Origin of the sequence: Mesorhizobium sp. BH1-1-5 (assembly GCF_020165615.1) — a bacterium.
Classification (GTDB): Bacteria; Pseudomonadota; Alphaproteobacteria; order Rhizobiales; family Rhizobiaceae; genus Mesorhizobium.
Window position 1 is genome coordinate 1 of sequence record NZ_JAIUIM010000013.1, and the last position, 15,051, is coordinate 15,051.

Genomic DNA, 15,051 nt, shown 5'->3' on the forward strand with positions numbered 1-15,051 from the left:
GCGCATTGGATGCGCCGCACTTCGATCGATTGGCGCTCAGCCAGCTTTATGGCCGATAATGCGATTGGCGGCCGAAACAACGGCCTCGAGCGAGGCGGCGACTATGTTGGTGTTGATGCCGGCGCCGAACAGCTTGCCGCCCGGATACTCCATTTCGACATAGGAGATCGCCGAGGCGTTGGAGCCGCGCTGCAAGGAATGCTCTGAATAGTCCAGCACCGACATGTCGACGCCGACATGGCGCGAAAGCGCATCGACAAAGCCGTCGATCGGGCCGGTGCCCGAGCCGGTGATGGTCACTTCCTTGCCGTTGTCGATGATATCCGCTTCGACCATGCGCCGGCCCTTCACCTCGGTGTCGGGGTAGGTGCGATGGTCGAGGAACTTCAGCCGCGCGCCGGGCTGGTCGACATAGGTTTCGAGAAAGCGTTCGTGAATGCGCTTGGCCGGCACTTCCTTGCCTTCGGCATCGGTGATCGCCTGGATCGCCTGGCTGAACTCGATCTGCAGGTTGCGCGGCAAATTGAGGCCGTAGTCCGCCTGCAGCACATAAGCGATGCCGCCCTTGCCCGACTGCGAGTTGATGCGGATGATCGCCTCGTAGGTGCGGCCGACATCGGCCGGATCGATCGGCAGATAGGGCACTTCCCAGATCGGCGTGTTGGCCTTCTTCAGGGCCTTCATGCCCTTGTTGATGGCGTCCTGATGCGAGCCGGAGAAAGCCGTGTAGACCAGTTCGCCGACATAAGGATGGCGCTCCGGGATCTTCAGCTGGTTCGAATATTCGTAGACATCCTTCATGCGGTTGATGTCGGAGCAGTCGAGCTCCGGATCGACGCCCTGGGTGAACATGTTGAGCGCCAGCGTGACGATGTCGACATTGCCGGTGCGCTCGCCATTGCCGAACAGCGTGCCTTCGACGCGGTCGGCGCCGGCCATCAGGCCGAGCTCGGTGGTGGCGATGCCGGTGCCGCGGTCGTTATGCGGATGCAGCGAGATGATCAGGTTCTCGCGGTTGTCGAGGTTGCGGCACATCCACTCGATGCGGTCGGCATAGACGTTGGGCGTCGACATCTCGACCGTCGAGGGCAGGTTGATGATCAGCTTGTTGTCAGCCGTCGGCTTCACGATCTCGGTGACGGCGTTGCAGATCTCCAGCGCGACGTCGAGCTCGGTGCCGGTGAAGCTTTCGGGCGAATATTCGAAGCGATAGCCGCCGCCGGCCTTGGCCGCCATGTCGGTGATCATCTTGGCGGCGTCGGTGGCGATGCGCTTGATGCCGGCGACGTCCTTTTCGAAGACGACGCGGCGCTGCAATTCACTGGTCGAATTGTAGAAATGCACGATCGGGCGATGTGCGCCCGTCAGCGCCTCGAAGGTCCGCGTGATCAGCTCCGGCCGGCACTGCACCAGCACCTGGAGCGATACATCGCGCGGCACGCCGCCTTCCTCGATGCACCAGCGGGCGAAGTCGAAATCCGTCTGCGAGGCCGAGGGGAAGCCGATCTCGATTTCCTTGAAGCCCATGTCGATCAACAGCGCGAACATGCGCGCCTTGCGTTCATGCCCCATCGGATCGATCAGCGCCTGGTTGCCGTCGCGCAGGTCGACCGAGCACCAGATCGGCGCCTTGTCGATGATCTTGTTCGGCCAGGTGCGGTCGGTCAGGCCGACGGTCGGGTATGATTGGTATTTGCGCGCCGCGTCCGGCATGTGGCCGGCCGCGTGCTTGCCGGCTTCAGTCTCGCCGGCGCGGATTTCTTCTCGTGCGTTCATCGTCTCTTCTCCGGGCGGCTCGCATGTTCGCCTTGGGCGGATTGATGGCGAGCGTCGCCTCTACCAGAATTTCGTTCGCTTGATTATGACTTTAGCCAAGGAGCATACGCCTGAGGGCGGCTGGTACCGACCGCCGGGCGCTCCTTCAGCGAACCCGGCGATCGCCGATAAGGCCGAGAAGAAGCAGGGTCGAGGCGAGCGCGCGCGCGGTCTCGCCGGCAAAGCCGGTGCGAGAGGAAGCGATGGAGCGGACGCGCGTGGTCATGGCGGTTCTCTTACAGGAGCGGTCATCGGGAGGCAAGTGCCGGCCAGGCCGCGCTCAACGCGCTTCATATCGAAATGGAATCGAGCGACGCGCTTTAAGCCTTTGGTTTTATGCATGTCGTTTCCCAAAAGCGCTGCACACTTTGGGCGACATGCATTAGCGCCGGCTCTTCCCCGCATCGGGCAAATGCGCCACACTCGCCCGACGCGGTCCATAGTGCTCCGGGGGAGGTCGTACATGAATTTCGTGTTCTTCTCGCCGCATTTCCCGGCCAACGGCGCCGATTTCTGCGACCGGCTGAAGAAGGCCGGCGCCACCGTGCTCGGTATCGGCGATGCGCCTTACGAGACCTTGAACAGCAAGCTGAAGCCGGCGCTGTCGGAATATTACCGCATCTCCGACATGCAAGATTACGATGCCGTGTTCAGGGCGATGGGCCACTTCATCCACAAATGGGGCCGCATCGACCGCTTCGAGTCGCTCAACGAGCATTGGCTGGAGCTCGAGGCCAACATCCGCACCGACTTCAACATCTACGGTACCAAGCTCGACTTCGTGAAGAATCTGAAGCGCAAGAGCCGCATGCGCGCCTTCTTCCGCAAGAGCGGCGTCGAGACCATTCCGCAGCGCAAATGCTCCGACCGCGCCGGCGCCATGACCTTCATCCGCCGTGTCGGCTATCCGGTGGTCGTCAAGCCGGATTCGGGCTCCGGTGCCTCGAACACCTTCAAGATCTCCAACGCCAGGGAGCTCGACCAGTTCTTCAGGGACAAGCCGGAGGGCGTCACCTTCGTCATGGAGCAGTTCATAGAGGGGCTGGTGGTGACCTTCGACGGGCTGGTCAACCGCGACGGCGAGGTGGTGCTGGCGGCCAGCCACCGCTACGACCAGAGCATCATGGAGGCGGTCAACCACGACCGCCACATGAGCTATACCTGCTTCCCCGAGATCGGCCCGCAGGTCGAGGAGGCGGGGCGCAAGATACTCAAGGCGTTCGACGTGCGCGAGCGCTTCTTCCACATCGAGCTGTTCGAAACCAAGGACGAGCGCGTCATCGCGCTCGAGGTCAACATGCGCCCGCCCGGCGCCTGGATGACGGACGCCATCAACTACACATTCGACATCGACGTCTATGCCGCATGGGCCGACATGGTGGTCAAGGACGCGGCCGGCGGCCCTTACAAGGGCAAGTATTTCACCGCCTATGCCAGCCGCAAACGCCATATCGGCTATTTGCACAGCCATGCGGACGTGCTAGCCGCCCACGGCGACAAGATCGTCCATCACCAGGCCATCGAAGAGGTCTTCAGCCGCGCCATGGGCAACTACGCCTACCAGATGCGTTCGAAGGATCAGAAGGCGCTGCGCCAGGCGGTCGACTATATCCACGCGGAAAAGGCCTGAGCCGATGGACGTCTCCTACCACAAGGGCCATGCCCGCAATCTCGGCCGCGACATGGAGTACAAGCGCTACGGCCATGCCGGGCGGGCGGTGGTGGTGTTCCCGACCTCGCAGGGGCGGTTCTACCAGTTCGAGGATTCGGGCGGGGTCGGCGCGCTCGCCGACTTCATCGATACCGGCCGCATTCAATTGTTCACGCTCGACGGCATCGATTCAGAATCCTTCTTCAACAAGCAAGCCGATGCGGCGCATCGCATCGCCCGCCACGAGGCCTATTTCCGCTATGTGCGCGAGGAAGCGCTGCCGGAACTGCAGGCGGTCGCCGCCAAGGCCAATGGCGGCCGCGCCCTGAAGCCGCTGTTCTGCGGCTGCTCGATGGGCGGCTACCACTCGTCGAACTTCGTCTTCCGCTTTCCGGAGCTGGCAAGCGGCGTGATCTCGCTGTCCGGCGTCTATTCGGCCCGCGACTTCTTCGGCCGGACGCTCGAAGGCAACATCTATTTCAACTCGCCGCTCGACTATCTGCCCGGCATCGTCGACCAGAAGCTGCTCGGGCGGCTCAGGGCGCTGCGGCTGATCTTCTGCTGCGGGCAGGGCGCCTGGGAAGAGCGCATGCTTGTCGAAACACGCGAGCTGGAGCAGGTGCTGCGCGACAAATCCATTCCCGCCTGGGTCGACTATTGGGGCGGCGACGTCAGCCATGACTGGCCGTGGTGGCACAAGCAGCTTGTTTACTTCTTCGGCCGCTGGCTGGATGAAGATCTGATGCACAGGTTGGACTGATGACCACGCCCGGCCCGATCCGCCGCTTTGTCGAAGCCACTAACGTCGGCGATAGCGAAGCCTTTCTGGACACATTCACCGAGAAGGCTTTCCTCAGCGATTGGGGTCGCGATTTCCATGGCCGCGATGGAGTCGCGCGGTGGAACCAGTCGGACAATATCGGCGTGCAGTCCAATCTTCGCATCGTTCGTCTCGCGCAGCGCGACGGCGTCTACCATGCCCGCGTCGCGGTGACGGGCAACGGTTTCAACGGCGAGGGCGACATGGCCTTCACGCTCGATGGCGACCGGATCGCAAGCCTGGTCATCAGCTGAAATCGGAAGTGCCATGGCGCGCCACGTCAGCCAGTCGTGATGTCCGCGTGGTTATAAGGTCACCGCGCGCGACAGGCCGGAGGCGGCGCGCGGCTTTGGCTGACGTCAGCCTTCCTGGCAGGCCGGGATAGGAGCGACGTCTTGTTCCGGCGCCGATCCACGGCGCAGGCCGAGAAAGACGACGATGGCGGTCAGCACGGTAATCGTCGCCAGCACGACGAGCAGCCTGTCGAAAGCCGTCTCGTAAGCCTGGAGCAGGGCACCGGCGTCGGCCAAGTGCAGATGTTGCGCCGTTCCCGCGATATTGCCTGTTGCCAGCAGTTGCGCTGCCGCGGCCGCTTCTGCGGGCGAGGCCAGCCCTTGAGCGCCGAGTTGCGCGGCGATGAAGCCCGACAGGGTCGCCATGACGATCGCCAGCGCCACGCCCTCGCTGGCGACGCGGGTCGTGTTGAAGATGCCGACCGCCATGCCGGCGCGCTCCTTCGGCACGACGCTCACGGCAAGTCCGTCCATCAGCCCCCAGGGAAAGGCGATGCCGATGCCGATCAGGATCAGCGGGGCCACCAGCGCGCTGTCCGCCGCAGACACTTGGCTCAGCCAGACAAGGCCGGCGGCCGCGACGAGCAGGCCGACACCGCAGATCGTCGCCGGGGCGATCCAGCGCGCCGCCTGGCCGGCCAGCAGCGGCAGGACCAGCAGCGGCCCGGAGAGGCAGATCATCAATTGCCCGGCCTTGATCTCGCTCATCCCCTCGATGCCGATGAAGCGGATCGGCAGGAGCACGAGCAGGACGACGAAGGCATAGGCGGGTGCCGCGGCCAGGAATTGCACGCCGACGAAACGCGGGAAGCGAAACAGCGTCAGGTCCAGCATCGGCCGGCGCGCACGCCGCTCGACAATGACGAAGGCGGCGAAGAAGATGGCAGCCACGCCGAGAAGCGCGATGACGAGGAGATCGGCCCAGCCGTTCTGCGGCGCCTGCAGCACGCCGCAGGTCAGGGCGGCAAGCGCGATGGTGAAGGTGGCGGCCCCCACCCAGTCGAGCCCGATCGCATCCGGGTCGCGCGATTCGGTGATGGTGCGCAGGCCAAGCGCCGCGGCGGCAACGCCAAGCACCGCCACCAAGACAAAGATCGCGCGCCAGCCGAAAGCGTCGATGAGCAGGCCCGACGCGACAGGGCCGAAGGCAAGCCCGATGCCGAAGCTCGTGCCGAGGAAGCTGAAGGCGCGCAGACGCGCTTGCCCATCGAATTCCTGGGCAAGGGCGGAGGCGCCGCCTGCGAAGGCGGCAGCGCCGCCTATGCCCTGCAGGGCTCTGAACAAATCGAACCAGACGATGTCCGACGCCAGCATGCAGCCCAGCGCGGCAAGGAGATAGGCGGCGAGGCCGACGAGGAATATCCGCTTGCGGCCATGGTTGTCGGCCAGCGCTCCGGCCGCCATCAGGCCGGCGCCGAAGGTCAGCATGAAGGCATTGGTCACCCAATTGAGCGCGAGCGGGCTGCCGCCGAGATCGGCGGCGATACGCGACAGCGCCACGGCGGGACCGGTGAAGCTCAACGGCATCGTCATGGCGGCAAGGCAAACCGACAGCAGCACGAGCCATCTGCCGGACGGACCGGTTCTGGTCATCAAAGTCATGATTTTCCCTATCTGAGGCGGGGTTTGCCGGCGTGCCGCTGACTGGCGGCGCCGATCGCAATGACAAGATAGGGCGGCGACATTTCCGGCAAAATGGTATTAGATATCCGATCATCCCGGACTAAAACGCTCGAATAGGTTCTACGCCATGGATCGTCTCAACGGCCTTCTGGCTTTCGCCCGCACCGCCGAGCTCGGCAGTTTCGTCGCCGCCGGACGGGCGCTCGGCATCTCCGCCTCGGCCGTCGGCAAGAGCGTCGCCCGGCTCGAGCAGGAGCTCGGCGTGCGGCTCCTGCAGCGCAGCACGCGACGAATAGGCCTGACGGAGGAGGGAAAGCTGTTCAACGAACGGGTGCGCCGCATCCTCGACGATATCGACGACGCGGAGGCGATGCTGTCGCGGACGCGCGAAACGCCGCATGGCCGGCTACGCATCTCGACCCCGATCGTCACCTATCACCTGCTTTTGCCGGTGCTGTCGGAGTTCATGGCGCGATACCCGGAAATCGAGCTCGACATCGATTTCAACGATCGCATCGTCGACGTCATCGACGAAGGTATCGACGTCGCGATCCGCAGCGGCGAGCTACCCGATTCACGGCTGGTGTCGAGGCCGGTCGCGCCCTTTCGCATGCTTCTCTGTGCGGCAGCTTCCTATCTCGACCGCCATGGCACGCCTGGCAGGCCGGCGGATCTCGCGGGGCATTTCGGCATACATTTCCGCTTTCTCAACAGCGGCCGGCTGCTCAACTGGCCGTTCATCACCGGGAGCGCCGAGCCGCAGATCCGCTCGATGCTGACCTGCAACAACATGGAGGCGCTGAAGGGCGCGACGCTTGCCGGTCTCGGCATCGCCTGCATGCCCGATTTCCTGGTGCGCGAGGCGCTGCATGACGGCAGGCTGCGCACCGTGCTCGAAGACCATGTGGACGGCCGCGGCCAGTTCCGCATGCTGTGGCCGTCCAATCGCCACCTCTCGCCAAAGGTCCGCGTCTTCGTCGATTTCCTGCCCGAGCGGCTTGCGGTCGGGCGATAGGTCTTCAGTAGGTCGTGCGTCCGCCCGAGAGGTCGAAGGTCGCGCCGGTGGTGAAGGAATTCTCGTCCGACAGCATGAAGATGACCATGGCGGCGGCCTCTTCGACCTCGACGAAGCGGCCGCGCGGCACTTTGCCGAGCATATAGGCGACCTGAGCTTCGGTGAGTTGTTCAAGGATGCGGGTGCGGGCGGGCGAAGGCGTCAGCGCGTTGACGGCGATGTCCTGGCCGGCAAGCTCCTTGCCGAGCGACTTGGTCAAGGCCAGCACGCCGGCTTTTGCAGCGGAATAGGCGGCGGCATTCGGATTGCCTTCCTTGCCGGCCACTGAAGAGATGTTGACGATGCGGCCGTAGTTGCGCGCGACCATGCCAGGCACCAGGCGCTTGCAGCAGTAGAAGACGCCGTTGAGGTCGATATCGACGATCTGCCGCCACGCGGCGGGGTCGTAATCCACCACCGTCGCCGCCGGCCCGGCAATGCCGGCATTGTTGACGAGGAGATCGACGGGACCGAGTGTCCGCTCGGTCTGGCTGGCGGCGCGATCGACGGCCTCGATCTGCGACTGGTCGCACAGGATGGCCTCCACCCGGCCGGGCGAAGCGAGGTCGGCGACGGCCCTGGCCATCGCGGCATGGTCGACGTCCCAGATGGCGACGCCCGCACCCGACGACAACAGGCGTCGCGCGACCGCAAGGCCGATGCCTTGCGCGCCGCCGGTCACCACGGCGACGCGGCCAGACAGATCGACGGCGTTCAAACGGCGGCTCATAGGCAATTCCCCTTGCTTGCCTGGAGCAATTCAGCATCCCGACAGGATTGCTGACCTGCTCTAATTTTCTGTTTTTACGCAATTCCGGATGGAAAACCGCCGAGCACTTTTCCTAGAATTGCTTCGGGCACTGGATAGCCCGGATCAGGCCCTGACGTTTCGCGCCACCAGCTTGGCTACGCTTGGCCCAATGAGCAGCACCACCAGGAAGCGCGCCGACTGCAGCGCCATGACGAAGGAGATGTCGACGTTCTGCGGATCTCCGGCCAAGGAGAACTTGGGCGGAGGCTGGTGCCGTCCAGGAAAGGGGATAGCGGGAAAAATGGAAACGATGACAGGAACGGCGCACCCAAGCGGCCGCTCGCATGAAGAGCTTCAAAGTCGAAACCAAGCGCCCCCGCCCGTTTCAAGTGCTCTTTCGGGGTTATCCTGCCTGGATAGGCCTGAATGGCCAGTCGTCAAATGACGACGGTGAGCGGCAAAATCGCGGTCTTGCGAGACAATACGAGGCCGTTGCTGCCCGAGATGCTACAGGCGCGAGCGGGTGCCCTGGAGGTCTACCGACAATGGCGATGTCGCAGAGCCGCGACCCGGCTCGGCGAGTGTCGAGAGTTCGAGGAGGTCAACCGACCTTTTCGGGCGATGGAAGTCCAAAGCCGCCGACCGGGCGGGTTTCGACCTGGAATTCGAAGCCCGCGATGAAGGGGCGAGCCCTGGCGATCGCGGCCTGGACTTCAGGCAACTGCAGCGAGGCCTTGTGGCTTGCCTGGTCGGTCCACACCTCGGTGACCCAGATCGCGTCGGCGTCGACCGGATCGACGGCGATGATGTAGCTCAGGCAGCCGGGGAGCGCGCCGGTGCTTTCGCGCAGCACGTCCATGACCGCATCGCGCTGGCCGCGCGCCGCCCGCATCTTGCCGATCAGTCCGTACATGCCCTTGATCTCCCTCCAGGTTGCACGCTCAGTCGAGTATGCAGTCGACCGCTCACGGCATCAACTGGCCACCATTGACCTCGATCACCTGGCCGATGATGTAGCCGCTCAAAAGGTCGGACGACAGGAACAGATAGGCGCCGACGCAATCCTCGGGCGTTCCGGCGCGCCCTTGAGGAATGGTGGCGACCATGGCCTTGATCTGCTCGGCGCTCGAATAGCGTTCGTGGAAGGGCGTCAAAATGGTGCCGGGCGCCACGGCGTTGACGCGGATGCCGAAGCCGATCAGCTCCTTGGCCATGCCGCGCGTCACGTTGGAGACGAAGGCCTTGGACGAACCATAGAGGCCGGCGCCACCGCCGGCGCCGTTGCGGGCGGCGATCGAGGTGGTGTTGATGATGAAGCCGCCCTGGCGCTTCAGCCACGGTATCGCCTTGCGCGAGGCGGTCAGGACAGAGCGCGCGTTGAGGTCCATCACCGCATCGTAATGCGCTTCGTCCTGGTCGGCATAGGCGACGCGGCCAAGCATGCCGCCGGCATTATTGACCAGGCCATCGAGCCGGCCGAAATGGTTTGCGCTCTCCTCGACGACGCGTTCGACGTTGGCAGGTATCGAAAAATCGCCCTGGACCAGAAACACCTCGCCGCCATCGTCGCGGATGGTTCTGGCCACGGTTTCGGCGGCAGCGCGGCTTGCGTTGTAATGCAGCGCGACGCGGCATTTCTGTTCGGCATAGGCACGGGCAAGCGCGGCACCTATGCCGGTCGAGGCGCCGGTGACCAGGACGGCCTTGCCGGCAAGATCGGGAATGGCAAATGTCGTCATGTCGGTCGGCCTCCGGGTAACCATCCTTCGTAGGCCATTGCCGGCCTGCCGTTCAAGTATGCCCGATTTCAGGGCCTGAGATAGACATAGCCCTGGTGCTGCAGTTCGGCGAGCTTCACGACGCCGCCTTTCTCGGCAAGCTCGAAGCCCGCCAGCAGGTCGGTCAGCGTGATGTCCATGCCATGCAAGGTGTTGCCACAGGCTTGCGGGACAAGGCCCTGCTGGACAAGGCCGGCAAAGCGGCTGGAAACAGCGCCGGAAGCGGCCTTGGACTTGAAGGCGGCCAGAGCCGGACCGTGCACCACAAGCACGATGTCGACATTGCCGCCGGTGCCTTCATAGTGGTTCTTGATGTTGCCGAGGACGAAGTTGACCTTGTCGGCGTCGCTGAGGTGATAGGCGACCTTCAGCCGTCCCTCATCCGTTGCCGCGTTTGCCCGGCTCAAGCCGAAAAGGCCCGCGGCGCCGGCAAGACCGGCGCGAAAAATGTCACGGCGCAGCATCCTGTCCTCCGTTGCTTCGCCGCCTCGCATGATTTTGCATGGTCCGGGCGGCACTCCTAGACTAGTGCGTTTCACCGTTTCATGGAAACGGCGCAACGCTCTATCTCCTTGTTTTGACGCTATTCCGGACGGAAAACCGCTCACACTTTTCCTGGAATTGCTCTAGCATATCCCGGTCCTGTCGGGGGGAGGAGGATCATATGACATCGAGGACCATGGTAGCGAGGACCATGGCGGGCGCCCTGTTCTGCGCCGTGCTTGCTGCTTTTGCCGGTGCGGCGCGCGCCGACAATGCTCTCAGCCTTAAGGAGCTCAGCCCCAACGGCGCCGACGTCTGCTTCGGTCGTGTCTACGATGCCGCCCATCTCAAGGCGCATCCGCACCAGAAGGTGGGGCGCATCTTCTTCTTCTACGGCCATGACCCGGTCAGCCGGCCAAATGAAGAACCCGCCGCAAACCAGGATAATTCCTATAATGGCTTCCTCACCACCACGGTGCGCGGCGCCAAGAAGCCGGAATGGGCGAGCAGTTGGTGCAACAAGAACGACCCGAGCGATCCGACGAGCGGCATCCGTTGCGGCATGGATTGCGACCGCACGCTTGCCTCGCTGAAGATCGACGACAAGGGAAAGCTGCTTCTGTCTGGCCTGTCGGCGGACGTCTATCTCGATCCCGACGCGTCGGAGTCGATGAGCAAGGCAGAGTACAACAAGCAGGCGCTGGGCAGCGAGGACGACAATTTCAAGCTTGATCCGATGCCGGCCGATAGCTGCAAGGCCGAGTTCGCGCGCATCGATCCGATCGATCCGGCGCTGGGCGACCCGCTGCGGGTGCGGCTGAAGCCCGATCAGCCCTTCTGCTTCGGGCGCGACTATGACGATGCGCATCTGAAGTCGCACCCCAACCAGCTGACGCAATCGATCCGCGTCTTCCGCGGCCCGATCGAGCTCGCCGCCTTCGCCGCCGGCGGCGATGCCGCAAGCTGGCCCGACGGGGCGGATATCGCCGTTTCGGTGACGACGAGGCAGAACGGGAAAAAGATCACGCAGACCTATTCCTGCCAGGGCGAGGCCGACCAGTGGCGCTGCTCGGCCAGTGCGAAGATGAGCGATTTTTCCTGCGACGTCTCGCAGAAGGAGATTTTCCTCAAGCGCGGCGCCAACGGCACGATGATGGTCGCGAACCCCAACAATGCGGTGGCGGTCGTCGATCTCTGCTCGAAGGCGAACGGCAAGACGAAGTCCGACGACAAGGTCTATCGGCTGCAGCCTATGCCGCAGTCGGCCTGCGCACCTTAAGGTCTGGCGATATTCAGGTGAGGCCGGCCTGCGAAAGGCGGCTTCCTGCGCTTCCGGTGCTCACGTACTTCAAGTACGCTCCGCTCCGGTTCTCGGAAGCAGCCGTTCTCGGCTCGGCCTGACCTGAATCTCGCCAGACCTTGGAGCCAAGCTTTGATCAGGCGAAAGGCACCGCGGTCGTGCCTTTCGGCAGCTTGGCCTCGTCGTCCGGCTCGACATGGATGGTGACGCGCACCGAGGGGATCTCGGCCTTCAGCGCGTCCTCGATGCGGTCGCAGATGACATGGCTGGCGCCGACCGTCATGTCGGCGTCGACGACGAGGTGGAACTCGATGAAGGTGGCGCGTCCGGCGATGCGGGTCTTGAGGTCATGCACCTCGAGCGCGCCCTTCGAGTTGGCCGAGATGATGTCGCGGATCTGCATGTGCTCCTGGGTGTCGACGGCGCGGTCCATCAGTCCGTTCATCGACGAGCCGATGACATGCCAGCCTTGCCACAGGATGTTGAGCGCCACGATCACGGCAAGCGCGGGGTCGAGGATCTGCCAGCCGGTCAGCACCGCGCCGACAAGGCCGCCGAGCACGCCGACGGACGTCACGACGTCGGTCATGATGTGCTGGCCATCGGCGGTCAAGGCGGGCGATTTCGCGTTCCGCCCGGCGCTGATCAGCATCCAGGCCCAGATGGCGTTGATGACTGTCGCGACGCCGTTGACGGCAAGGCCCTGCCAAGGCTGCTCGAGCGGCGCCGGCTGCTGCCAGGATCGCCAGACCTCGCTGATGATCAGGAGCGCGGCGACGACGATCAGCACCCCTTCGAGCACGGCCGAGAAATATTCGGCCTTGTGATGGCCGAAGGGATGGTCCTGATCGGCGGGCTTGTAGCTGACCTGGATCGCCCAGAAAGCGGCGGCCGACGCGATGACGTTGACGATCGATTCCGCCGCGTCCGAATAGAGCGCGACCGAACCGGTGATGTACCAGGCGACAACCTTGAGGGCGAGCACGACGCCGGCGACGACGATCGACCAGAACGCAAGGCTGGCGACCTTTTGCCTGGCCGCCGCCTTTGCTTGCGCCGTCGTCATTGCCGCGTTCATCCCTGGACGCCGCCTAGGCGGCCTTTTCCTTGGCTTTGCGCGGCAGGTGCGCAACGATGTTCTCGATGATGCGCATGCCGGCATTGTGCCCGAGCGTCATGATCGATTCCGGATGGAACTGGACCGCGGCGATCGGCTCCTTGCGATGCTCGAAGGCCATGATGATGCCGTCCTCGGTCTCGGCGGTGACCACGAAACCGTCGGGCAGGCGCACCGGGTCGGCGAAGATCGAGTGGTAGCGACCGACGGTCACTTCCTTCGGCAGCCCTGAGAAGATGATGCCGGGCTTCGAAACGCGGATGCGCGACGGCTTGCCATGCATGGGGATGTGCAACTGCCTGAGCTCACCGCCATAGGCCTCGGCCAGCGCCTGCAGGCCGAGGCAGACGCCGAAGATCGGCAGGTCGCGGCTGCGCGCTCGTCTGATGGTGGCGGCGCAGTCGAAATCCGTCGGCGTGCCCGGGCCGGGCGACAGCACGACGAGATCGGGCTTCAGCCGCTCGAAGACTTCTTCCGGTACCGGCGAGCGCACGGTGGAGACATTGGCGCCGGTCTGGCGGAAGTAGTTGGCAAGCGTGTGGACGAAACTGTCCTCATGATCGACCAGCAGGATGTTGACGCCGTCGCCGACGCGCGCGGTGGTGCGCTCGGTTCCGGTGGCGTTGCCGGTCTTGGCGTCGCGGATGGCGGAGAGCATGGCGGATGCCTTCAGTTCGGTTTCGGCTTCTTCTTCCTCGGGGATGCTGTCGAAAAGCAGCGTGGCGCCGGCGCGCACCTCGGCGATGCCGTCCTTGATGCGGATGGTGCGCAAGGTCAGTCCGGTGTTCATGTCGCCGTTGAAGTTGACCATGCCGATGGCGCCGCCATACCAGGCGCGCGGGCTCTTCTCGTTCTGCTCGATGAAGCGCATGGCCCACAGTTTCGGAGCGCCGGTGACAGTGACCGCCCAGGCGTGCGAGAGAAACGCGTCGAACGCGTCCATGCCTTCGCGCAGCCGCCCCTCGATGTGGTCGACGGTGTGGATGAGGCGCGAATACATCTCGATCTGGCGGCGACCGATGACGCGCACGGAGCCCGGCTCGCAGACGCGCGACTTGTCGTTGCGGTCGACGTCCGAGCACATGGTGAGTTCGGACTCGTCCTTCTTCGAGTTGAGCAGCTTGAGGATCTGCTCGCTGTCGGAAATGGCGTCGTCGCCGCGCTTGATGGTGCCCGAGATCGGGCAGGTCTCGACGCGGCGGCCGTTGACGCGCACGAACATCTCCGGCGAGGCGCCGATCAGATATTCGTTTTCGCCGAGATTGATGAAGAAGGAATAGGGCGAGGGGTTGATCGACTTCAGCTTGCGCGAGATATCGGAAGGCTGGGTCTCGCAGCGCTCGTAGAACATCTGCCCGGGCACGACCTCGAACAGATCGCCGCGCTTGAAGCTCTCCATGGCGCGCCGCACCAGGTTGGCGTATTCGCCCGGCTCGTGGTCGCCGCGCGGCGGGATGCGGTCGGCGGTCTTGAACGGCTCGGCGGTGGCGTCGCGCGGCAGGCCCTCGGTCGAAAACCCGTCGCCGGAATAGTCGTAGCGGTCGGTCCAGGCCTTGGTCGAATAATGGTCGACGACGAGGATCTCGTCGGGCAGGAACAGCACGAGGTCGCGCTGGCTTTCTCTGCGCTCGAGCTTGTGCTCGACCGGGTCGAACTGGAAGGCGAGGTCGTAGCCGAAGGCGCCGTAAAGGCCGAGATTGGCGTCCTCTGCAGTCTTGAACAGCGCGGTGATGGCGCGCAGCACGGTGAAGACGGACGGAACGCGGCTGCGCTCCTCCTCGGTAAAGACACGGCCGGGTTTTGCCACATCGAGGCGGATGAGTGTCTTCGAGGTCTCGGCGATCGTCACTTCGCCGAGCTCGCCAAGCGCCTTGCCGATCACCGGCAACAGCGCTTCGCCGCGCTTGTTCAGTGCTTCGATGCGCACCGTGCGCCCCCGCGCGGAGATCACCAGCGGCGGATCGATGATGGCCGTATCCCAGCGCGTGTAGCGGCCCGGATATTCGTAGTTGGAGGAAAACACCGCGCCGCGGCGCGAATTCAGGCCATCGACATAGGCATCGATCGCGCCTTCATAGGGTCTGTCGTGCCGCTCGCGCGTGATCGTCACGCCGCCCGCGGTAACGAAGCGCTCGGCCCCGTTGTCCAGAACTTTAGTCGTCATTGCCGTCTCCATCAGCGTTTTGGGCAACGGACCCGGGAATGGCGTTAAAAAACAAATGGCCGCCCGGACATTCCGCTGCGGCCACCCTTTCTTTCACGCGCACACGCACGAACCGGCCGCTGTCAGCGAGCCCACCACCAAATGGTCTTGTTCGAACGCATGTTCATGGCGACTCCCATAGCGGCGAATGGAGGCCGGCGCA

General features: G+C 64.0%; 13 protein-coding genes and 1 pseudogene. 5 read left to right on the top strand and 9 right to left on the bottom strand.

Annotated elements, in window-relative coordinates; genetic code table 11:
* Positions 1-36: 36 nt before the first annotated feature.
* Positions 37-1,713 carry a 2-isopropylmalate synthase gene (leuA, locus tag LB572_RS18225; RefSeq protein ID WP_224668806.1) on the bottom strand — a complete coding sequence of 559 codons (1,677 nt, stop codon included), beginning with the start codon at positions 1,711-1,713 and terminating at the stop codon, positions 37-39.
* A gap of 565 nt (positions 1,714-2,278) precedes the next feature.
* Here leuA and LB572_RS18230 point away from each other — a divergent pair.
* The 3 genes from LB572_RS18230 to LB572_RS18240 are packed head-to-tail and all read left to right on the top strand — an operon-like array spanning position 2,279 to position 4,540.
* On the top strand, positions 2,279-3,445 hold the full coding sequence (locus LB572_RS18230) for an ATP-grasp domain-containing protein (RefSeq protein WP_224668674.1): 1,167 nt from the start codon (positions 2,279-2,281) through the stop codon (positions 3,443-3,445).
* A gap of 4 nt (positions 3,446-3,449) precedes the next feature.
* Positions 3,450-4,226 carry an esterase family protein gene (locus LB572_RS18235; protein ID WP_224668675.1) on the top strand — a complete coding sequence of 259 codons (777 nt, stop codon included), beginning with the start codon at positions 3,450-3,452 and terminating at the stop codon, positions 4,224-4,226.
* Complete coding sequence (locus LB572_RS18240; protein ID WP_140806595.1) at positions 4,226-4,540, top strand: nuclear transport factor 2 family protein; 315 nt, start codon at positions 4,226-4,228, stop codon at positions 4,538-4,540. The genes LB572_RS18235 and LB572_RS18240 overlap by 1 nt, the downstream gene beginning before the upstream one ends.
* Before the next feature lie 105 nt (positions 4,541-4,645).
* Here LB572_RS18240 and LB572_RS18245 read toward each other — a convergent pair whose 3' ends face one another.
* A complete protein-coding gene (locus LB572_RS18245; protein ID WP_224668676.1) occupies positions 4,646-6,181 on the bottom strand; it encodes an MFS transporter in 1,536 nt (511 codons plus the stop codon).
* Between the two features lie 148 nt (positions 6,182-6,329).
* Between LB572_RS18245 and LB572_RS18250 the strand changes: the two genes are divergently transcribed.
* Positions 6,330-7,217, top strand: coding sequence for a LysR family transcriptional regulator (locus LB572_RS18250; protein ID WP_224668677.1), 888 nt, complete (start codon positions 6,330-6,332; stop codon positions 7,215-7,217).
* 4 nt (positions 7,218-7,221) lie between these two features.
* Here the strand turns inward: LB572_RS18250 and LB572_RS18255 are convergent, their stop codons facing one another.
* The 5 genes and pseudogenes from LB572_RS18255 to LB572_RS18275 all read right to left on the bottom strand — a co-directional run bounded on the left by LB572_RS18255 (position 7,222) and on the right by LB572_RS18275 (position 10,249).
* Positions 7,222-7,974, bottom strand: coding sequence for an SDR family NAD(P)-dependent oxidoreductase (locus tag LB572_RS18255; protein WP_224668807.1), 753 nt, complete (start codon positions 7,972-7,974; stop codon positions 7,222-7,224).
* A gap of 156 nt (positions 7,975-8,130) precedes the next feature.
* Positions 8,131-8,256 (bottom strand): annotated as a pseudogene (locus LB572_RS18260) (AbrB family transcriptional regulator); the annotation flags it as partial.
* A 352-nt stretch (positions 8,257-8,608) separates the two neighbouring features.
* On the bottom strand, positions 8,609-8,920 hold the full coding sequence (locus LB572_RS18265; protein WP_140806598.1) for a putative quinol monooxygenase: 312 nt from the start codon (positions 8,918-8,920) through the stop codon (positions 8,609-8,611).
* Positions 8,921-8,972: 52 nt separating this feature from the next.
* Positions 8,973-9,746 (bottom strand): SDR family NAD(P)-dependent oxidoreductase, encoded by a 774-nt coding sequence (locus tag LB572_RS18270; RefSeq protein WP_224668678.1) that lies wholly within the window; start codon positions 9,744-9,746, stop codon positions 8,973-8,975.
* A gap of 68 nt (positions 9,747-9,814) precedes the next feature.
* The gene (locus LB572_RS18275; RefSeq protein ID WP_140806600.1) at positions 9,815-10,249 is read right to left on the bottom strand and encodes a DsrE family protein; all 435 of its coding nucleotides are present in this window, start codon (positions 10,247-10,249) and stop codon (positions 9,815-9,817) included.
* 200 nt (positions 10,250-10,449) lie between these two features.
* Here LB572_RS18275 and LB572_RS18280 point away from each other — a divergent pair, with 200 nt between their 5' ends.
* Positions 10,450-11,547: a hypothetical protein gene (locus LB572_RS18280; RefSeq protein WP_224668679.1), complete on the top strand. Its 1,098-nt coding sequence runs from the start codon at positions 10,450-10,452 to the stop codon at positions 11,545-11,547.
* 157 nt (positions 11,548-11,704) lie between these two features.
* Here LB572_RS18280 and LB572_RS18285 read toward each other — a convergent pair whose 3' ends face one another.
* A complete protein-coding gene (locus LB572_RS18285; RefSeq protein WP_224668680.1) occupies positions 11,705-12,634 on the bottom strand; it encodes a cation diffusion facilitator family transporter in 930 nt (309 codons plus the stop codon).
* A gap of 25 nt (positions 12,635-12,659) precedes the next feature.
* Positions 12,660-14,849, bottom strand: a complete 2,190-nt coding sequence (locus LB572_RS18290; protein ID WP_224668681.1) for an anthranilate synthase — start codon at positions 14,847-14,849, stop codon at positions 12,660-12,662.
* Positions 14,850-15,051 lie beyond the last annotated feature (202 nt).